20 protein-coding genes and 4 tRNA genes are annotated in these 19,552 nt (G+C 53.5%); 9 read left to right on the top strand and 15 right to left on the bottom strand.

Annotated elements, in window-relative coordinates:
- Positions 1 to 292 precede the first annotated feature (292 nt).
- From ACUHMQ_RS04425 to ACUHMQ_RS04370, 12 genes are all read right to left on the bottom strand, one after another.
- Positions 293 to 1,084: a TIGR00266 family protein gene (locus ACUHMQ_RS04425; RefSeq protein WP_445294226.1), complete on the bottom strand. Its 792-nt coding sequence runs from the start codon at positions 1,082 to 1,084 to the stop codon at positions 293 to 295.
- A 128-nt stretch (positions 1,085 to 1,212) separates the two neighbouring features.
- The gene (locus ACUHMQ_RS04420) at positions 1,213 to 1,782 is read right to left on the bottom strand and encodes a flavin prenyltransferase UbiX (RefSeq protein ID WP_445294233.1); all 570 of its coding nucleotides are present in this window, start codon (positions 1,780 to 1,782) and stop codon (positions 1,213 to 1,215) included.
- 47 nt (positions 1,783 to 1,829) lie between these two features.
- The gene (gene rapZ / locus ACUHMQ_RS04415) at positions 1,830 to 2,702 is read right to left on the bottom strand and encodes an RNase adapter RapZ (protein ID WP_445294225.1); all 873 of its coding nucleotides are present in this window, start codon (positions 2,700 to 2,702) and stop codon (positions 1,830 to 1,832) included.
- Positions 2,703 to 2,704: 2 nt separating this feature from the next.
- Positions 2,705 to 3,646 (bottom strand): HPr(Ser) kinase/phosphatase, encoded by a 942-nt coding sequence (gene hprK, locus ACUHMQ_RS04410; protein ID WP_445294224.1) that lies wholly within the window; start codon positions 3,644 to 3,646, stop codon positions 2,705 to 2,707.
- Positions 3,647 to 3,696: 50 nt separating this feature from the next.
- Positions 3,697 to 4,152, bottom strand: coding sequence for a PTS IIA-like nitrogen regulatory protein PtsN (ptsN, locus tag ACUHMQ_RS04405; protein WP_445294232.1), 456 nt, complete (start codon positions 4,150 to 4,152; stop codon positions 3,697 to 3,699).
- Positions 4,153 to 4,575: 423 nt separating this feature from the next.
- Positions 4,576 to 4,914, bottom strand: coding sequence for a ribosome hibernation-promoting factor, HPF/YfiA family (hpf, locus tag ACUHMQ_RS04400; RefSeq protein WP_445294223.1), 339 nt, complete (start codon positions 4,912 to 4,914; stop codon positions 4,576 to 4,578).
- Between the two features lie 49 nt (positions 4,915 to 4,963).
- Complete coding sequence (locus ACUHMQ_RS04395; RefSeq protein ID WP_445294222.1) at positions 4,964 to 6,430, bottom strand: RNA polymerase factor sigma-54; 1,467 nt, start codon at positions 6,428 to 6,430, stop codon at positions 4,964 to 4,966.
- Positions 6,431 to 6,451: 21 nt separating this feature from the next.
- Positions 6,452 to 7,177: an LPS export ABC transporter ATP-binding protein gene (gene lptB, locus ACUHMQ_RS04390; protein ID WP_445294221.1), complete on the bottom strand. Its 726-nt coding sequence runs from the start codon at positions 7,175 to 7,177 to the stop codon at positions 6,452 to 6,454.
- Complete coding sequence (gene lptA, locus ACUHMQ_RS04385) at positions 7,174 to 7,725, bottom strand: lipopolysaccharide transport periplasmic protein LptA (RefSeq protein ID WP_445294220.1); 552 nt, start codon at positions 7,723 to 7,725, stop codon at positions 7,174 to 7,176. The genes lptB and lptA overlap by 4 nt, the downstream gene beginning before the upstream one ends.
- On the bottom strand, positions 7,706 to 8,281 hold the full coding sequence (lptC, locus tag ACUHMQ_RS04380; protein WP_445294219.1) for an LPS export ABC transporter periplasmic protein LptC: 576 nt from the start codon (positions 8,279 to 8,281) through the stop codon (positions 7,706 to 7,708). The genes lptA and lptC overlap by 20 nt, the downstream gene beginning before the upstream one ends.
- Before the next feature lie 2 nt (positions 8,282 to 8,283).
- Positions 8,284 to 8,799, bottom strand: a complete 516-nt coding sequence (kdsC, locus tag ACUHMQ_RS04375; protein ID WP_445294218.1) for a 3-deoxy-manno-octulosonate-8-phosphatase KdsC — start codon at positions 8,797 to 8,799, stop codon at positions 8,284 to 8,286.
- A 29-nt stretch (positions 8,800 to 8,828) separates the two neighbouring features.
- Complete coding sequence (locus tag ACUHMQ_RS04370; protein WP_445294217.1) at positions 8,829 to 9,815, bottom strand: KpsF/GutQ family sugar-phosphate isomerase; 987 nt, start codon at positions 9,813 to 9,815, stop codon at positions 8,829 to 8,831.
- A gap of 154 nt (positions 9,816 to 9,969) precedes the next feature.
- On the opposite strand from ACUHMQ_RS04370, the gene ACUHMQ_RS04365 reads away from it, so the two are divergent.
- Entirely contained in the window at positions 9,970 to 11,937 is a 1,968-nt protein-coding gene (locus ACUHMQ_RS04365) for a monovalent cation:proton antiporter family protein (protein WP_445294216.1), read from the top strand.
- 152 nt (positions 11,938 to 12,089) lie between these two features.
- Here ACUHMQ_RS04365 and ACUHMQ_RS04360 read toward each other — a convergent pair whose 3' ends face one another.
- Entirely contained in the window at positions 12,090 to 12,749 is a 660-nt protein-coding gene (locus ACUHMQ_RS04360) for a prepilin-type N-terminal cleavage/methylation domain-containing protein (RefSeq protein WP_445294215.1), read from the bottom strand.
- A gap of 192 nt (positions 12,750 to 12,941) precedes the next feature.
- Between ACUHMQ_RS04360 and ACUHMQ_RS04355 the strand changes: the two genes are divergently transcribed.
- Positions 12,942 to 14,633: an ATP-binding protein gene (locus ACUHMQ_RS04355; RefSeq protein WP_445294214.1), complete on the top strand. Its 1,692-nt coding sequence runs from the start codon at positions 12,942 to 12,944 to the stop codon at positions 14,631 to 14,633.
- 33 nt (positions 14,634 to 14,666) lie between these two features.
- Here the strand turns inward: ACUHMQ_RS04355 and ACUHMQ_RS04350 are convergent, their stop codons facing one another.
- Positions 14,667 to 15,557 (bottom strand): type II secretion system protein, encoded by an 891-nt coding sequence (locus tag ACUHMQ_RS04350; RefSeq protein ID WP_445294213.1) that lies wholly within the window; start codon positions 15,555 to 15,557, stop codon positions 14,667 to 14,669.
- Positions 15,554 to 16,831: a hypothetical protein gene (locus tag ACUHMQ_RS04345; RefSeq protein ID WP_445294212.1), complete on the bottom strand. Its 1,278-nt coding sequence runs from the start codon at positions 16,829 to 16,831 to the stop codon at positions 15,554 to 15,556. Before ACUHMQ_RS04345 ends, ACUHMQ_RS04350 begins: the two co-directional genes overlap by 4 nt.
- Before the next feature lie 36 nt (positions 16,832 to 16,867).
- Here ACUHMQ_RS04345 and ACUHMQ_RS04340 point away from each other — a divergent pair.
- From ACUHMQ_RS04340 to nusG, 7 genes are all read left to right on the top strand, one after another.
- Positions 16,868 to 16,952, top strand: a tRNA-Tyr gene (locus tag ACUHMQ_RS04340).
- Positions 16,953 to 17,017: 65 nt separating this feature from the next.
- Positions 17,018 to 17,091: transfer RNA gene (locus ACUHMQ_RS04335), tRNA-Gly, on the top strand.
- Between the two features lie 15 nt (positions 17,092 to 17,106).
- A tRNA-Thr gene (locus ACUHMQ_RS04330) sits at positions 17,107 to 17,181 on the top strand.
- Positions 17,182 to 17,223: 42 nt separating this feature from the next.
- A complete protein-coding gene (gene tuf, locus ACUHMQ_RS04325; protein WP_445294202.1) occupies positions 17,224 to 18,414 on the top strand; it encodes an elongation factor Tu in 1,191 nt (396 codons plus the stop codon).
- Between the two features lie 45 nt (positions 18,415 to 18,459).
- Positions 18,460 to 18,535 (top strand) — tRNA-Trp (locus ACUHMQ_RS04320).
- 88 nt (positions 18,536 to 18,623) lie between these two features.
- The gene (gene secE, locus ACUHMQ_RS04315; RefSeq protein WP_445294211.1) at positions 18,624 to 18,977 is read left to right on the top strand and encodes a preprotein translocase subunit SecE; all 354 of its coding nucleotides are present in this window, start codon (positions 18,624 to 18,626) and stop codon (positions 18,975 to 18,977) included.
- Between the two features lie 22 nt (positions 18,978 to 18,999).
- On the top strand, positions 19,000 to 19,533 hold the full coding sequence (nusG, locus tag ACUHMQ_RS04310) for a transcription termination/antitermination protein NusG (protein ID WP_445294210.1): 534 nt from the start codon (positions 19,000 to 19,002) through the stop codon (positions 19,531 to 19,533).
- Positions 19,534 to 19,552 lie beyond the last annotated feature (19 nt).

Genomic DNA, 19,552 nt, shown 5'->3' with positions numbered 1-19,552 from the left:
ATCGTGCGCTGCCGATCGCCTATTTCGACCGCCTGGGAGTTCCAAGACTCGCCTAACCTCAACTTCTCGAACCGCCCGGTGCGGACCCGCATGCCGGGTGGTGTGGCAGGGGTCGGCCAAGTAATCTGGCCGCCCCTATGCCGATTGGGAAGCTTCTAAGAGCCTGTCCAAGGTCTAGCGAGCTAAAGCAAGACAAGGCGAAAATAACCGAGGAAGCGGAGTTTACGCGTGGTGAATGAGCATTCCGAGGGAGTTTTCAACGCCGTATTGCTGACGCGTAGCAGACCTAAAGCTATTCCCGTTCAAAGAGATTACCCAGTCCGCCTAGCACTGAACCTTGTTCGCCATTGCTGCCACCCCCAGCCTGGGACGCACCCACGATACGGTTAGCCAGGCGTGATAGTGGCAACGACTGAAGCCAGATTTTTCCAGGACCACGTAAGGTTGCAAAGAATAAGCCTTCACCGCTGAACAGGGCGCTCTTAACGTTCCCTACGTATTGGATATCGAAGTCCACGCTGGGCTGGAAGGCAACGACGCAACCAGTATCGACGCGCAGGCTTTCACCAGGTTTAAGCGTTTTTTCGATAATGGCGCCGCCTGCATGAACAAAGGCCATGCCATCGCCTTCCAGTTTTTGCAGGATAAAACCCTCGCCACCGAAGAACCCTGCGCCAAGACGTTTTTGGAATCCCAGCCCAAGCGAGACACCTTTGGCGGCACAGAGGAATGAATCCTTTTGTGCCATCAGGGTGCCACCGATTTCACCGAGATTGACGGGGATGATCTTGCCGGGATAGGGCGCACCGAATGCGACCTTCTTTTTACCTGCACCCTGGTTCACAAATACGGTGGTGAACAACGACTCCCCTGTCAGCAGCCGCTTGCCGGCTCCCATCAGTTTGCCCATGAAACCTTGCTGTGCTGCGGAGCCATCGCCAAAGATCGTGTCCATCTGGACGCCATCTTCCATGTAGAACAAGGTACCAGCCTCACCAACCGCCGCTTCGCCCGGATCGAGTTCGATCTCGACGAATTGCATATCATCGCCAAACAGCTTGTAGTCGATTACATCCATGGCCATAGTCTTTTCCTTACATATGGGTAGAGTTGAATATTGGTGCGTACAGCGTGGTCAATAGCGCAATACTGTGCACCAAGGTATACATGGCGGGGCATTTGCTAGTGAATTGATTCGCGAACCGCTTCCAATCAGGCTTCGCTATCGCCCCAACGTACCATCAGTTCATGCGGTACGTTCAACTGATCCAGCACTCTGGCCACTACAAAATCCACCAGTTCCCCAACACTTTGTGGATGATGATAGAAACCAGGGTTGGCCGGCAGGATGCATACTCCCATGCGGGCGAGTTTGAGCATGTTTTCCAGGTGCAAAGCCGAGAACGGTGTTTCGCGAGGCACAATAATCAGCTTGCGGCCTTCCTTGATGCTGACATCTGCAGCACGTTCGATGAGGTTGTCGCTCATGCCGGTAGCGACGGCAGCGAGGGTACCCATGGTGCAAGGGCAGATCACCATCGCATCGGCAGGGTTGGAGCCCGATGCCACCGGTGCGAACCATTCTTCTCTGCCGAATACCTGTAGTTGGTCATTGGAGAGGTTCGCGCGTTCCCGAAGCATAGTTTCTACTTCTTTGGCTCGCGATGGCCAAGTCTCACCAATTTCCTGCTTGATGACGATCTGCGCGGCTTGTGAATAGAGTAGATAGACCCGTACACCGGCTTCGAGAAGGCAGTCGAGTAAACGTAAGCCATAGGGCATGCCCGATGCACCCGTAAAGGCGAGGGTGACGGTGCGTGGTGGTGGCGTCACGAGGTTTCCCCACGTCGTTCACGGTGGCGGGAGAGCACTTGTCGATCGTTGCCAAAACGGACGGCCAGTTTTTCTGCCAGCCAGATTGAGCGGTGCTGGCCGCCTGTGCAGCCTATGGCAACGGTGAGATAACTGCGGTTGTCGCTATCAAACGCAGGTAACCAGTCGACAAGATGGTTACAAATGTCGGTATACATTTTCTGCCCAAGCGGTTGTGCTTCCAGAAAGTCGATCACGGGTTGATCCCGCCCTGTCAGTGGACGCAACTTGGGGTCGTAATAGGGGTTGGGTATGCAACGTACGTCAAACACGAGGTCTGCATCGAGCGGTAGACCATGTTTGAAACCAAATGATTGAAAAATGACGGTGAGGCGCGATTGGTCCAGGTCCAGCAGTCGCTTTACCCAGCTGCGTAGTGCGTTGGCGCTGAGGTCGCTGGTATCAATCCGATGCGCGAGGCTGGCTACATCGACCAGGAGTTCCTGTTCCAGCACAATGCATTCGGCTACGGTGAGCTCAGGGTGGGCTACCGAGAGTGGATGTTTACGCCGGGTTTCAGAGAAACGCATTTGCAGCGCATCGGGTTTGGCTTCCAGGAAAAGCGCCCGGACGTCCAACCCTTGTGATTTCAAAGTAGCTACCGCTGCGGGCAGGGCTGGCAGGCTATGTACACCACGAACATCCGCGCTAATACCGATACGGCGATGCCCTTCATCGCGTAATGACTGCACGGCTTGCAGGAGCAAAGTGGCTGGCAGGTTATCGATGCAAAAATAGCCTTGATCCTCAAGCTGTTTGAGCGCCACGCTCTTGCCGGAACCAGACAAGCCGGAAATCAGTACAACTTGTGTTGATGCAACCGATGGCATGCTTACTCCCCAGATTCCATGAAACGTTGGTGGCGCTCGATAAATTCGCGAGTCGAGTCGATACCACGCAGCTGCAGAATATAGTTCCGTACCGCGGCCTCTACGAGAACGGCCAAGTTACGGCCGGCGGCTACTGGGATGACAACCTTTCGGATCGCTACGTCGAGTACCGACTGTGTGGCAGCCTGCATCTGCAATCGGTCCAATGGCGTTACCGATTCGGACTGTTTGGTGAGATGGATAATCAACTTCAGGTTTTTCTTGGGGCGGACTGCCGTTTCACCAAATATGGTGCGGATATTCAGTACGCCAAGGCCGCGCACTTCGAGAAAGTCCCGCAGCAAGGGGGGGCAGCGTCCTTCCAGAGTGTCGGGGGCAATACGGTAGAGCTCAACCACATCGTCGGCAACGATGCCATGGCCGCGGGAGATCAGCTCCAGCGCTAATTCGCTTTTACCCATCGCGCTTTCGCCGGTGATCAGTACCCCTACTTCCAGCACATCTAAGAAAACGCCATGAAGATTGGTGGATACGGCTAGCGCTTTCGCAAGATAAAAGCGCAATACATCCATCAGGTAAGGCGACTGTTCGGGTGAAGTCAGCAGCGGAACGTGAGCTCGCTCACAGGATTCACGCAATACGTCTGGCGCAGCCTGGCCGTTGGCGATAATCATCGCAGCCATATCGGTGCTGAAAAGATGGTCGAGCGACTTTTTCAGCGCGGTGGCTTCTAACTCTTTGAGGTAGGCGACTTCAGCCAGTCCAAGCACCTGGACACGGTTCGGGTGGACAAAGTTGAGGTGGCCAACCAAGGCGTGCGCTGGCTTTTGCGCATCGGCTTCGTTGGAAAGCAGATTATTCGCACCACTCTGGCCTGCTAGCCAGGTCAGGCGCAGTTTCTCGGCATTGTCGATAAAAAGCTGGCGGACAGTAATTTGCGGCATGGGCGGGCTCTCTCGGCAGATAGCCCGATTCTAGCTGCTACCGTGCCAACTCAGGACTGCCAAGTGGTCAATAAACGATAGCTCTCTTCGACGGTTGTCGCCGCACAGAGTGCTTCGCGCGATTTTTTATCACTGAAAAGCTGTGCAAGTTCAGAAAGAATCTGCAAATGCAGGTCGGTTGCCTGCTCTGGCACTAACAACACAAAGGCCAAAGACACTGGCTTGCCATCGGGTGCTTCGAAAGCAATCGGGTTTTTCAGACGAACATAGGTGCCTACCGCCTGTTTGATGCCTTTGATCCGTCCATGCGGAATGGCAACGCCTTGCCCCAAACCGGTCGAACCGAGTTTTTCACGAGCGAACAAGGCATCGAAGGTTGCGCTACGTGCAATGCCCTGACTGTTCTCGAACAAAAGGCCGGCCTGTTCAAACAGACGCTTTTTGCTGGTCAGGTCCAGATCAAGAAATACATTATCTGGTGGCAGGATGGAAGCAATCAGGGACATGATGGGAGACTTCATGAAGAGGCCGCCATTGTACGCCCGTCGTGGCCGGCGGCAAGGTAACGATGCACGGGTTGGTTGGCATAGGTTTTGACTTCATGCTGAGTGTGGCTTTGAGGCAAGACTAGTGCAGTAAATGTGGGATGGCAGGTAATTTTTGAGTGTGTTGTAAGAACATGTTCACGATCTTGCTGCGTAGCTGTGATCAGGGCTTATGTGTTGCTCTGCACCTTGCTGATAGCTGCTCGCGACTGATCGTAACAAGTTCAATGAGTTGATAAACACGCTAATTCTGAAGTGATTGATGACTTGAGGCATGTATTTGTACTAGGTACAAGTGTCGTTTAACCCGCTGAGAAATAAAAAACGGGAACGGCGTCCCAGTGCCATTCCCGTCCCTCGCGCGTCAGAAGTGAAGCAATACTTTTAAGCGGCCGGCTGCTCCGGCATAGATTGATACTTCAACGCGTCGGTGTGTCTGTCGTTGTAGCGTTTCTCCTTGTGCTTGAGCACTTGGCGGTCTAACTTATCTGCTACTAGATCGATGGCGGCGTACATGTCAGGTTGGACGGCTTCCACGTGAATATCTTTACCCCGCACGTGAACAGTGACCTCGATCTTCTGTTGTAGTTTTTCGACTGAAACGATGACATTCATGTCTATCACGTGGTCGAAGTGGCGAGTCACCCGCTCGAGCTTGGCTTCGACATATTCGCGCATGGCGGGAGTAACTTCGAGATGATGCCCACTGATGTTTAGATTCATACGACTCTCCTTGTGTTAAGGACGTCGCCAATTAATCTTGCTTTGGCGGCTACAGGGACTTTCGTTGGTTCACGGGAGGGATATGCAGTGCTTCTCGGTATTTTGCGACGGTGCGTCGGGCAACATTGATGCCTTGTTTACCCAGTACCTCGGCAATGACGCTATCGCTTAGGGGACTCTTATGGTCTTCGTTTTGAATAAGTTGCTTGATCAGGGCTTTGATGGCGATCGCAGAGCATTCGCCGCCTGAATCGGTGTCGACGTGACTTCCGAAGAAATACTTGAATTCATAGATGCCTCGCGGAGTAAGCATGTACTTCTGGGTGGTAACGCGCGAGATGGTTGATTCGTGCAGATCTAGCTCCTCGGCGATATCGCGTAACACCAAGGGACGCATGGCCACATCGCCATGCTCGAAGAAACGCTGTTGCTTCTCGACGATAGCCTGAGCAACGCGCAAGATGGTCTCGAAGCGCTGCTGCACGTTTTTGATCAGCCATTTCGCTTCTTGCAGCTGCCCGGAAAGACCCGTGCCGCTATCGCGTTGTTGACGCAGAATATTTGCGTACAACTGGTTGACCTTCAACTTGGGCATCGCAGCTTCGTTCAACTGCACCGTCCAGCTTTGTTTCATCTTTTTCACGACCACATCCGCCACCACGTAACGGGTATCCGAATCACCAAATTCTGCGCCAGGATGAGGGCTTAACCGCTTGATAAGCTCCTGTGCAGCCCGTAGTGATTCGTCGTCACACTTTAGCGTTCGCTTAAGTTTACTGTAGTCCTTGTTGGCCAATAAATCGAGACCGTTGGTAACCACGGCCAAGGCCAACTCGCACGCCGGTTCGTTTCTATTCAGTTGTCGCAACTGCAAACTAAGGCAATCTTTTAGATCGACAGCGCCAACGCCACAAGGTTCCAACTGTCTTACTAATTGCCATGCAATTTGCAGTTCTTCCAGCTCAAGTTCAAGCTCTGCCCGTAATTCGGCAGGCACCAGTTCAAATATTTCAGCAAGGCTCATGCCCAAATAGCCGTCATCATCGAGCGCATCAATAACTAGACTAGCGACGGCACGATCCCGAAAGCTCAGCGGCAACAGGCCAAGCTGTTCAAGTAGATACTCACGCAGGGTGGAAATTCTCGCGACATTGGCCTGGGGATCGAATTCGTCATCGCCATCGTTGTTTTTACCTCCACTGCCAGAGGCCTCGTTCCAGTAGTTGTCACCCAGCGAGTCATCCATGTCGAAGTCAGGTTGACTGCTTTCCTCGGATGGTGTTTCGGTACTTGCAGCTTCCTGCTCTGCTGGTGCAGTCGGGGTACCGTCTTCCCGCACCATATAGGTATCTGGCTCGGTGTCGTCCTCGCGTTCCAGCATGGGATTATCCTGCAGGAAGCGTTCAATCTCTTGATTTAGGTCAAGAGTGGACAATTGCAGCAGCTTGATGGATTGCTGCAACTGCGGCGTAAGTGTCAGAGACTGGGAGAGTTTGAGCTGGAGAGACTGTTTCATACCGGCCTGTGCGTTGAGGGTTTACAGCCGGAAATGCTCACCAAGGTAGACCCGACGTACATTGTCGTTATGTACGATCTCTTCTGCGCTACCCGAGGCAAGTACGCTGCCTTCATTAATGATATAGGCCCGGTCGCAAATACCCAGGGTTTCACGAACGTTGTGATCGGTAATAAGCACGCCGATCTGCCGCTGTTTCAAGAAGCCGATGATTTTCTGGATGTCCATGACCGCAATCGGGTCTACGCCGGCGAATGGCTCGTCCAGCAGAATGAATCGTGGATTGGCCGCCAGCGCACGTGCAATTTCGCAGCGCCGCCGTTCACCACCGGAAAGCGCCAATGCAGCGCTGTCCCGTAAGTGGGAAATATTCAGTTCACGTAACAGTTCTTCCAGGCGCGCTTCGATAGCGTCGCTGCTGCGTTCATGAAGTTCCAGAATGGCTCTTATGTTTTCTGCCACGGTGAGTTTGCGGAAGATCGAGGCTTCCTGCGGCAGATAACCGAGGCCCATTTTGGCACGATCATGCATAGGTAGATGCGTGATGTCCGCATCGTTAAGCTGGATCTGGCCGCCATTGAGCGCCACCAAGCCCACAATCATATAAAAGCTGGTTGTCTTGCCGGCGCCATTAGGGCCGAGCAAGCCGACAACTTCGCCAGCATCGACATGCAGGGACACATCCCGTACCACGGTTCGCGACTTATAACGTTTCTGCAGGTGTTGTGCGGACAAGCGGGTTGTCATGGCTTGCTTTGTCCTTCAACCGGCTTGTTATCGGTCGACTTGACTTGAGGCTGGATCACCATCTGTAACCGGCCGTCGTTGCCTTTTTCAGTCGGGCCGCCTTCCGCCTTGTACAGTTCGGTCTGGGTGTTGTAAGTGATTGTGCTGGCACTGATTTCATTACCGCTTATTTTCAGCCAGGCCTTGCCTTGTAGGCGGACATCACCGCTCTTGCTATCGTATTCCAGTTGGTCTGCCTTGCCGTCCAGCCAGCCACGTTCACCTTCCAGCTTTTGGCGGAATTCTACCTGCCGGCCATGTGCCTTGATCTGCTGGTCGCCACTCGGCAGCTCCTGCAGGGTGGCGCGCTCAGCTTTTAGCGACAATGTGCCCTGGGTCAACTTGACGCCGCCTTCCAGAATGGAGAGGCCTGTCTTTGCATCTCGTGAGCCGCCACCGGCATCAATATGAATTTTTTGGCTGCGGTCAGCCAGTTCAGCCTGGGCTGATAATGCGGCCAGGCTAACTAGAGCGGCCGCCAGTATCAGCTCAGCGTTTGGGCGGGGCATAGTCAATGCTCACTTTGGAGCGCAGTCTCAGCTGCGCGGTATTATGGTCGTAATCAAATCCGGTACTGCGTATCTGGTCGTCGCCCATCCAGGCTTGCGTTGCGGCGTCCGAGAAGGCAGTGCCACGGGCGGTATCCAGCAACAGGTTACGCGTATTCAGCTGGATGGCAACAGCATCGGGGCTTGCCGCGCGTTGCATTTGCACATTCTGCTCGAACCAGACTCTGTCGCCGGTTGCCGTGGAGCGTGCGGTCTCAGCGGTTATGGTCAACGAGGGCTCTGTGGGCAGGGTCCGCACCAGTGAAGCTTTTTCAAACTCAGCCCGGCCGTCATCGGGGTAACGCAACATCTTCTCCGCTTTGAGGGTATAGAGCGGTTTACCGTCGCTACCGTAACTGACTGCGGAAAACTGGTTGATCGTCAGGTCTGGCGTCCGTATAGCGGCCCCTGGCGACAAGCTGGGCACATCGGTGACACGATCAAGCATCAACGCCATTCCGGCCATCAGTCCCAGTAGTAAAAAGGGGAAGGCGCGTGCAGCGCGGTCGGGCAGCATGGTTACGCCAAGTACGCAGCCAATTGCGCGTCGAGTGTACCCTGGGCTTGCATGATAACTTCACACGCTTCTCGCACGGCACCGTGGCCACCGCGCGCACCGGTAACATAGTGCGCATGCTGCCGAACTACGGTGGGTGAGTCTGGCACAGCGATGGCAAAGTGTGCCCGTCGCATAACTGGCAGGTCGATTACATCGTCGCCCATGTAGCCGCATTGATCCGCTGTGAAACCGAGCTTGTCCAGCAGCGCCTCAAATGAGGCACGTTTGTCATGGGCACCCTGGATGAGATGATCGATACCCAGGTTGCGGGCGCGGTGTTCGACCAGTTTGGACTGACGACCAGTGATGATGGCCAGTTGAACGCCGGATTGCTTGAGCATCTTCAGGCCGTGGCCGTCAAGTGAGTTGAATGCTTTCATTTCTTCACCGGCATCGGTGTAATACAGACTGCCGTCTGTCATCACACCATCCACATCGAAAATCATGAGACGGACCGTTTGGGCGCGTTCGAGCACAGAAAATTCCTTTATGTAATTTGTGACGGTCAGACCACGCCGGCTTGCAACAGATCATGCATGCGAATAGCGCCTGCCAGTTTGCCGGCATCGGTTACCAGCAGCACATAGATCTTGGATTGTTCCATTTGCTGTACTGCTTCGACAGCCAGTCGATTGACGTCGATCGTCTTTGGCTTCAAGGTCATCACATCAGTGATCGCGGCGCGTTTGAGGTCAATATCCTTGTCCATGGCCCGGCGAAGGTCACCATCGGTAAAGACACCAACCAGATCGCCAGCTGCATTGACCACAGCTGTCATGCCAAGCCCCTTGCGGGTGATCTCGAACAAGGCATCACGTAGGCTGGCCTCGGTACTGACAGCCGGTAATTCCTCGCCCTGATGCATGACGTCACGCACATGAACCAGCAATTTGCGCCCAAGGCTACCTCCAGGATGAGATAGCGCGAAGTCATCACGGCTGAACCCTCTGGCTTCCAGAAGGCATACAGCAAGCGCATCGCCCAATGCCAATGAGGCCGTCGTACTGGCGGTAGGTGCCAGGTTCAATGGACAGGCTTCTTTACTGACACCGGAATTAAGATGGACATCGGCGGCGTTACCCAGCGACGAACGTGGATTGCCCGTCATCGCGATGATCTTGGCGCCTTTACGCTTGATGGCGGGCAGCAAGGCAACAAGCTCATTGCTTTCACCGGAATTCGATAAGGCCAGCACGACATCTTCAGCGGTGATCATCCCCAAATCACCATGGGCCGCTTCGGCTGGGTGCATGAAAAATGCGGGTGTACCGGTGGAGGCCAAGGTGGCGGCGATCTTTCCACCGATATGCCCTGATTTGCCTATGCCGGCGACGACCACCCGGCCCTTGCAGTTCAGGAGCAATGCATGCGCCTGTACGAATGATTCATCCAGACGGTCTGCCAGGGCCTGGATAGCATCAGCTTCGGTAGTGAGAACATCGCGGCCGAGCGCGAGCAGACTCGCTTGTGTAAGTGTGCGATTGGGTGTCATGGCATAGAAGTATAAGGGAAGCGTCGCAGGTCGTGCGCAGTAGCGGGCACGGTTCTTGACCAGTGAGGTCTATATTCCAATATATAGCGCCGAATCCCCGCGTGTGTTCCATGCGGGTTCGTATAATCCGCGCATCACTTTGATCAGGTAACACATGCATCACGCGCTTGAAACCGTTTTACTTTTGCTGGCGGCTGCAGTCGCGGTGGTAACCCTTTGTCGTCGGGCGCAATTGCCGGCCATGCTCGGCTATCTGCTGGTGGGGATAGCGATAGGCCCGAACGCATTCAGCTTGATTGTTTCGTCGGAACAGGCTTCGGAACTGGCCGAGTACGGGGTGGTGTTCCTGATGTTCAGTCTTGGTCTGGAATTCAGCCTGCCCAAACTGAAGGCCATGCGTAGCACTGTATTAGGCCTTGGTTCAGCCCAGGTTGGGTCCGCCATGCTGGTGGTGATGGGAGCCTCATTGCTATTTGGTCTGTCCTGGCAGGTCGGGTTGGTGTTGGGGGGCATTCTGGCCATGTCATCCACCGCCATTGTCACCAAGTTGCTGGCGGAACGCGTGGAAGTGAATGCACCGCATGGTCAGCACGCCATCGGGGTGTTGCTATTTCAGGATTTGGCCGTTGTGCCGCTTTTGATTGTCACCCCGGCTTTGGGCTCCGCAGGCATCGATTTGTGGATGGCGCTGGGATACGCGGCGCTCAAAATAGCCATCACGCTTGTTGTGTTGCTGTACTTCGGACCGAAGTTGCTACGGCCCTTGTTTCATTTGGTGGCCAAAGGGCGGTCCACAGAGCTATTTGTATTGAATGTATTGCTGGTGACGCTGGGTATTTCCTATGCCACCGCACAAGCGGGTCTCAGCTTGGCGCTGGGGGCTTTCCTTGCCGGTATGTTGATTGCGGAAACAGAGTATCGGCACCAGGTGGAAGAGGATATTCGACCCTTCCGGGACTTGTTGCTGGGGCTGTTTTTCATCACCGTAGGCATGCGGCTCGACCTCGGGGCGTTGTGGCAGAACCTCTTTGCAGTTTTGCTGGTATTTGCTTTCCTTACGCTGGGTAAGTGTGGATTGATCGTAGCGTTGGTCCGTTGGTTCGGTTCCAGTACAGGTACGGCGGTACGTACCGGTTTGGCATTGGGGCAGGGGGGGGAGTTTGGTTTTGTGTTGCTGACGCTGGCGATTGCATCGGGGGTGATGCCGCGACAGGTGGAGCAGGTGGCGTTGGCAGCCATCTTGTTGTCGATGCTCGCTGCGCCATTTCTGATTCAACAGTCCGAAGGCATCGTACGGCGTTTCATCGCGTCAGACTGGATGATGCAGGCGATGCGTTTGACCCAGCTGGCAGCCAGAACCATGGCAACTTCGGACCATGTCATTCTGTGTGGTTATGGCCGTAGTGGACAGGCGCTGGCACGGGTGCTGCAGCAGGAGGATGTCACGATCTATGCCTTGGACCTGGACCCGGAACGTGTCAAAGAGGCCGCAGCCGCTGGCGAGAATGTCTCGTTCGGGGATGCTACACGCCGTGAGGTGCTGATATCAGCGGGGCTGCCGCGTGCTCGAGCACTGATCGTGACTTACGACCATACGCCTTCCGCCCTGAAGATTCTGAATATTGTTCGCCAGGAGAGGCCCGACCTGCCTGTCATTATTCGGACCAGGGACGATAACGATATCGAAAAGCTACGCGAAGCCGGGGCGGATGAGGTGGTTGCCGAGATCATGGAAGGTGGCTTGATGTTGGCTTCGCATGCCTTGATGTTGCTGGGTGTGCCGCTTAACCGGGTGCTACGACATATCCGGGATGCCCGTGAGCAACGCTACAGCTTGTTCCGAGGGTTCTTTCGCGGCGCAAGCGACGAAGGCATAGAGGAACAGGCTCAGCCGCGTTTGCATTCGCTTCAGCTTACCGAAGGCACTGCGGCGGTAGGTAAGACATTGAGCGAAATTAAGCTTGAGGAGATCGACGTCAGCGTAAGAAGCTTGCGCCAAGGCGGTCGTAGATTGGATGAACCACCGCCAGAGCAGCTGCTGCAGGTGGGCGATGTGCTGGTACTGCTTGGCGTCCCAGATGCTTTGGCCAGGGCAGAGCGCCGCTTATTAGTAGGTGACTAAAGCCTGTGTAAACAAAAACAGCCCCCTTCTGGGGGCTGTTTTTGTTTGTCGGTGCCGATTGGTATCTCAAGTGCCGGAGTAAATGGGCATATGCAAAGTATGCAATCCCGCAACCTTTTTACATCCTGAGCAACAAGCTTTGCTGTGTGAGGCTAGATCTGACGGCAAGTGGTCCAGAGTTGACCATTGGTCTCGTTATAAACAGCAACCCCCGGTGCTGCGGCTGTCGGGGCCAAAGGCGCTGCAGCAGCGCTGGCTGCGCGGACGGTTCCTGTTTGTGGGTTGCCATCATCCAGTTGCCGATCGATTGCAGCAGCGTGTTTGCCAGGAATCGCACTCATGCAGATGGCGTTACCGGTAATGCCATAGACGGTTCTGGTTACACCGATTACGCCGTTGAATGCATTGTTAGGCCGGGCTGCAGCAGCAGTCTGTGCTGGGTCGCCTTGGATCAGTTCGGCATAACGGAGGGCACGCCAAAAGTTGTTGTTTTCCCCGCCATTGGTGGTGAAGGGATTTGCGGTTGCCGCACCGATCAACCCATCATTGTTACCACCACCGACGTTGGCTGCCCAACCACGCGTGGTCTGGGTGTTGACGTTCTCGTCGCCAGGCAGGGAGCGGTAGCGATCCCGAAAAGCATTGACTGCAGCGGACATGCCATTGAAATCATTGATTGCGTTTTTCGTCTTGCCGTTTTCGATCATTTCCTGGCCTTTGAGCACGCCGCCCAGCAGTAAGCCGATAATGACCAATACGATTGCAATTTCGATCAGGGTAAAGCCCTGTTGATTATGTTTTGCGTAGTTCATGGCACCCAATCTCCTACGAGGAATTCGCCCCAAGGCGAGCTGAGGAAAATATAGCAACGGGCGTGCCAAAATTAAGCTGAGTGTGCAGCTAAAGTTGTTTTGCAACCACGGTGTTATAAGCACTGCCCGCGTGATCGTGAGCAGGGACATGCTTAACGTTGGTGCTGGTCTGTAGTCACTAAGCCATGAGCTATGCCAAATACGTTCATAACCCGAATACAACAGCTGCCAATTTTTCGTGAACGAATCCTGCCGTTGTTACTTGTCGGCTTGGTTTGGTTTTCGTTGCTGATTGGTGCGGATGGCCCTGTTAGCCGTATGCTGCTGATTACGCAATATGGCTTGCTACTACTGTGGCAGCCGGTGTTCGATACCGGTCTGCGTATTACCCGGGCAGCGTTCATTCGGTTTGTACTGGTTGGTGTTGTACTTACGTTGCTGGCTGGCAAAGGATTGATGCTATGTTGGTTGGCGCTGCTGGCAAGTCTGTTTGGCAGCCGTTCCCTTCGTGCATTGCGGCCTTGGCAGCGACGTTTCCATATGGGCATGTTGCTGAACCTGCTTTTTATGCTCTGGCTGGTCGCTATGCCACGTGCTGCGAATCATCCGCTTCTCTTTGAAGGTTTATTCCAATACGGCATCCCGCTGTGTTTGTTGCTGTTAGGCGCGTTGCCTGTAGTTACAAGCCCAGAGCGTCAGCGGGCTTCGCTCGATTTCTTTGATGCTGTGCTCATACTTCTGTTGGCGTTGCTTGTGCCGCTGGGTGCGGTGGCGTTGGATGCCCTGTCTGATTGGAACTATGTGGAGGCACTAGCCCTGGTGTTGGTAGGACTAGGTGGCGGTCTGGGTGGTTTCGCGTGGCTTTGGAACCCAAGGGCCGGGTTCGCCGGTATCGGCGCACTATTTTCTATGCGCGTGCTCCAGCTGGGGACACCGTTTGAGCGCTGGTCGACTCGGCTTACAGCATATTCCAATCGTACTGCATCCCCTGAGAGCTTTCTCCACAGCGCCATCGCGGAGCTGCTTACGCTCCCTGGTGTGGTCGGTGGTAGCTGGTCCTATGACCGGTTGACTGGACGATTTGGTACTGAAAGTGCGCGCTTCAACGCTTCTGTAAAAGCAGATAGGTTTGCGTTGGTACTGTTGTCTGAGCGTCCGGTTCCGCCGGCGTTGTATTTGCAATTCCAGTTGATTGCCGAATTGCTGAGCCAGTTCTACCAGGCAAAACTGCGAGAAGAACTGCTTTCAGAACAGGCTTATGTCGAAGCGGTACATCAGACTGGGGCCCGTTTGACGCATGACATCAAGAATCTATTACAGACCCTAAAGCTGTTGCTGGCGGCAGCGGACGCTATGCACGATGCAGAGCAGTCTGCAGCGCTTTATGCGCGACAACTCCCCGAAATTACCCGTAGGCTCGAAACCACGCTAAATAAGCTGACGTTGCCTTTGGCGTCCGAATCGGTGAAGCGTGTTACTGCGGCGACATGGTGGGAACAGCAAAAGTGTCGACATGTCGACAGCGGTGTCGATTTTGTGGCGGATGGGGAGTTGGAGGCCATGCTTGACGAGGGGCTGTTTACCAACGCAATGGATAATCTGATTGGCAACGCATTGAATAAGCGGGCACTTCGTCCAGGTTTGCGCATTCAGGCAAGGTTGACAGTTCTAAATGGCCAGGCGGTACTTACTGTGATGGATGATGGGGAACCCGTTCCGAGAGAGCTATTGGGCAAGTTATTGATTCGGCCCGTTGCCTCTTCGACAGGGTTCGGGCTCGGGTTGTACCAGGTAGCGAGGATGGCTACTGAGCGAGGGTGTGTATTGATACTAAATACAAATCGGGAAGGCTGTGTTGAGTTTTGCCTAAAACCCGCGAGCTGATTTTGGCTCTAAAAGTAGGGCTGTGAACAGGCTTTAAGGAAGTTTGCCAGCAGCTACCAAGCGGTTAAACAGGAGGCTGGTTGGCACCCAACCAACCTGATCATCAAACTGCCCGCCTGCGCCATCGGTTTCGTATCTTTCGTGGCTGACAAAGGTGCAGGCTGGGGCAGGGGCTGCTGGATCGGCTGGGCACACTATGCTGGTGGTATCGGCCGCATTTCGACCGTTGGTATTTTGCAATTCGTCAACTTGCGCGGCCGAGGGTGGGGCATTCAGTATGAATGCACTGTTTCTTGCGCCAGCAGCGTTGAGCCCATGCGAGAGAAATACGACGGGCAATTTATCTGCGACGGTCGTTGCGCAGGCTGCGTTGCTGCACACCCTTAGGTTACCCACACTGTTGAGACCCACAGTGAAGCCAGTTGTGTGATTGCTGAATTTTGCATCGACACGGTAACGAAATCGGTTTCCCCAGCCATCGCTGGATGACACCCCTAGTGTGGCAGTGGGAAGCCAGCCTTCTTGCGAGACACATACATTTTGATTCGGGGTGTCACTTGAATTTATTACATTATCGTTGTTGCTGTCGCCACAACGGGGGTCACCCGATGTGCCACATCCGTTAATTGGGACGACATCTTCCAAACCGTCGCCCGGTACGTTAGGCGCAGTGGCCTCGGGGGAATCGGGGCATGGTAGATAACCACGGAGGCCTGTTGGGACTCCTGGGTGCGCTAAAGCGAAACCAATCAATGCATCGGAAATATCTGTCAGCGCCTTCTGTGTTTGTAAGTATCTTTGGTGCTCCATTTGCCTTGGTAGCACAGTCATTATCCCTCCGAGCAGCAGACCAATAATCACCATAACGGTGGCCAACTCCGCGAGTGTAAATCCATGTTGTAACCATTTTTTCCTTGGGTTCATGGCGCCAATTTTCTGCATTGCAAAGGTGATGGCATCACATCTGTTCGCTTTGTGGTGTTGTTCCAATTAAAAACAAATGGGGTGTCACAGTTACTAAGCGTCAATGTGACTTGATCTGCACTATTTTTCACATAAGTAGTCTGAAGAAACCAACCTTTCGTTGTCTCTGAACGAATCCACGTTGGAAGACTACTTAGCCCTTTTCCTTGGCAGCCACTATTCGTGTTGGTGTTATTTAGCGGTAAGCGGTTTTTGTTTGAGTTGGCATTGCACTCGCCGGAGTTGTCCCCAGCGTCTGAGTATTCGTTGTACTGACTATGGAATCTGTCCAGCGCACTGCGTATTTCATTAATAACCCTTACTACCAGTGCATTAATTAGTTCACGTTTCGTGACGTAAGTGAGTTTGTCGTTGAACGTATTTGTTTGAGGGGTTGAGACGAAAGTCAAATTAACGTCAGTATCAGCATTGCTCTGGGGGCCGGCGCAAGCTCCTGTGCCACCATTAGGAATGCCTTCCAAGAAGTTACTAACTGCTGGAGCTGCGGCGTTGCGATTTTGACCAACTAATGGAGGCCCTGGCGCAATGATGACGAATGCGACATCGTCTATCGGGACACCGCTGCCGCTACATATTTTTAACCACAAGAAAGGAGCTGGTGTGCCTAACCATGCGGTTGTAATGTCTGGATCAACAGAGCCAGGATAACCAACAAGCAGATTTTGCGAGACTGCATACCAAAGCTTGGTGCCGCTACCGTCCCTTAAATAACTAATGCCAATGGGGCGAGAGTTATTCTGGTCGGCTAAACAATTCCCAAAATTGGCTGAGTTGCTATCAATCTTGTCAGGTAATGAGCCAAGAAGGGATGTGTTCCCAGAAATTGAGGGGCAGTCGGAGGTACCATCATAGTCTCCATCCGTATTATTACGATCTGGATAAAGCAATAATCCCGGCAGGTCGGCGTGACTTACCGTCCAGCCAAGTAGTGCAGCTTTAGCTGCTTGCAAAGCACTGTCAGTAATCTCATCACTCTTGTTCTGAGGAGGGACTACTTGTCCGAGCTTCGAAACAATCAAAGCCAGAAAAGCAACGCTTACCACCAGGAAAAAGGCAAGTAGCGCGCTACCCCGCTGCACAGAACGAGAAGATATTTTTCTGGTGTGGGCGGTTGGTAACATGCACCAAACTAAGCAATCTTGATGCCCATTGTTCGGTAAGGCAGATGGGCTCTGCATTACAGCCCAAAAAATATTTGAAAAATGTTTTGACAAGGTCTGTCTGCTTACCCATAATGCGCCCCTCATTCAGGAGGGGTTCCCGAGCGGTCAAAGGGATCAGACTGTAAATCTGACGGCTCTGCCTTCGAAGGTTCGAATCCTTCCCCCTCCACCAGAATTTAAGAAGTAATAGCGTCGCGGTGTTTTACCGCGTGGCAAGCGGGTTGGAAATCTTGTCGTGCGGGTGTAGCTCAATGGTAGAGCAGAAGCCTTCCAAGCTTACGACGAGGGTTCGATTCCCTTCACCCGCTCCATCGTTTGTGTGGAATGCCCATGTAGCTCAGGGGTAGAGCACTCCCTTGGTAAGGGAGAGGTCGGCAGTTCGAATCTGCCCATGGGCACCATCCCTTGATAGTTTCTTCTATTCGCAATTTAAGGACTCCGTCATGGCAAAAGAGAAATTCGAGCGGACCAAGCCGCACGTAAACGTTGGCACGATCGGTCACGTTGACCACGGCAAGACTACGCTGACAGCTGCAATCACCACGATTCTGTCGAAGAAGTTCGGTGGCGAAGCCAAGGGTTATGATCAGATCGACAGCGCGCCAGAAGAAAAGGCTCGCGGTATTACGATTAATACCGCACACGTCGAGTATGAGACTGCTAACCGCCACTACGCACACGTTGACTGCCCAGGTCACGCCGACTACGTGAAGAACATGATCACCGGTGCGGCTCAGATGGATGGTGCGATCCTGGTTGTGTCCTCGGCTGATGGTCCTATGCCTCAGACTCGTGAGCACATCCTGTTGGCTCGTCAGGTTGGCGTGCCTTACATCATCGTGTTCATGAACAAGGCTGACATGGTTGATGACGCTGAGTTGCTTGAGCTGGTTGAGATGGAAGTTCGTGAATTGTTGAGCAAATACGAATTCCCTGGCGACGACCTGCCCATCATCAAGGGTTCTGCGCTGAAAGCGCTGGAAGGCGACCAGTCGGAAATCGGCGAGCCAGCGATTTTCCGTTTGGCTGAAGCGCTCGATAGTTACATCCCAACGCCTGAGCGTGCTATTGACGGCGCGTTCCTGATGCCAGTGGAAGACGTGTTCTCGATCTCTGGTCGCGGTACCGTTGTGACCGGTCGTGTTGAGCGCGGCATCATCAAGGTTGGTGAAGAAATCGAAATCGTTGGCATCACCCCAACGGCTAAAACCACCTGTACTGGTGTTGAAATGTTCCGCAAGTTGTTGGACCAAGGTCAAGCTGGCGACAACATCGGTGCGTTGCTGCGTGGTACCAAGCGTGAAGAAGTTCAGCGTGGTCAAGTATTGGCCAAGCCTGGTTCGATCAAGCCGCACACCAAGTTTGCTGGTTCGGTTTATGTGTTGTCCAAAGACGAAGGTGGTCGTCACACGCCATTCTTCAACGGCTATCGTCCACAGTTCTACTTCCGTACTACGGACGTGACAGGTGCGGTTGAGCTGCCGGCTGGTACCGAAATGGTGATGCCAGGTGACAACGTTGAAGTGACGGTTGCACTGATTGCTCCGATCGCGATGGAGCAGGGTCTGCGTTTCGCTATCCGTGAGGGTGGCCGTACTGTAGGCGCTGGTGTTGTTGCTAAGATCATCGAGTAAATTGTTTGACTGCCTTAGGCAAGTGATTGTATAAGGCGGGATTAAAGGCGAGTAGCTCAATTGGCAGAGCACCGGTCTCCAAAACCGGGGGTTGGGGGTTCGAGGCCCTCCTCGCCTGCCACAATGGTGGTTTGGTTTTTATTTAATAAGGCAGCCGTTTTCCGTTAGGAAAGCGGCTATCTTTTATTTCTTGGGCATTGAGCCGACGCATGGAAAACACAGATAAATTGAAGCTTGGGGCGGCCTTGTTGCTGGTTGCGGCAGGTGTTGCGGGCTTCTATTTGCTCCCGATAGATCAAAAAGTACTTCGTGTATCGGCGGTAGTGCTTGGGGTTTTGCTGGCGGCGCTGGTGGTTTGGTATTCTGCAACCGGCCGTACTTTTGTTGATTACGCCAGAGACTCTATCAAGGAGGCGGAAAAGGTCGTCTGGCCTAACAAGAAAGAGGTGTGGCAGGTTACCGGTATGGTATTCCTGTTTACTTTTGTGCTGGCTTTGTTCATGTGGCTGGTCGATTCTGGCCTGACCTGGCTGTTCTATGATGTGCTGTTAAAGCGCAGCTGATCGATCCGTCGGAGATAACAAGATGGCAATGCGCTGGTATGTGGTTCACGCTTACTCGGGTTTTGAGAAGAGTGTGATGAAGGCTTTAAAGGAGCGGATCGAACGCTCTGAGATGCAGCATCTGTTTGGTCAGATTCTGGTGCCGGTGGAAGAGGTCATGGAAATCCGTAATGGAACCAAGGCTTTGACCGAGCGTAAATTTTTCCCTGGCTATGTGCTAGTGGAAATGGATATGACCGATGAGACTTGGCACTTGGTGAAGAATACGCCTAAGGTGACGGGTTTTATTGGTGGGTCTGGCATGCGGCCTACCCCGATTTCCGTCAAGGAAGTCGAAAGCATCATGGCGCAAATGCAAGAAGGTGTTGAAAAACCGAAGCCCAAGGTGTTGTTTGATGTGGGACAGGTATTGCGTGTTACTGAAGGACCATTTGCGGACTTTAATGCAACGGTTGAAGAAGTGAATTACGACAAGAGCAAGCTTAAAGCATCGGTGTTGATTTTTGGTCGTGCTACACCGGTTGAATTGGACTTCTCTCAGGTCGAAAAAGTTTAGTTCTGGAAATGTTTGAAAG

This window comes from Chitinimonas violaceus, assembly GCF_052601015.1.
The sequence above is the reverse complement of the archived record's forward strand: the minus strand, read 5'-3'. Positions and strand labels throughout refer to the sequence as shown.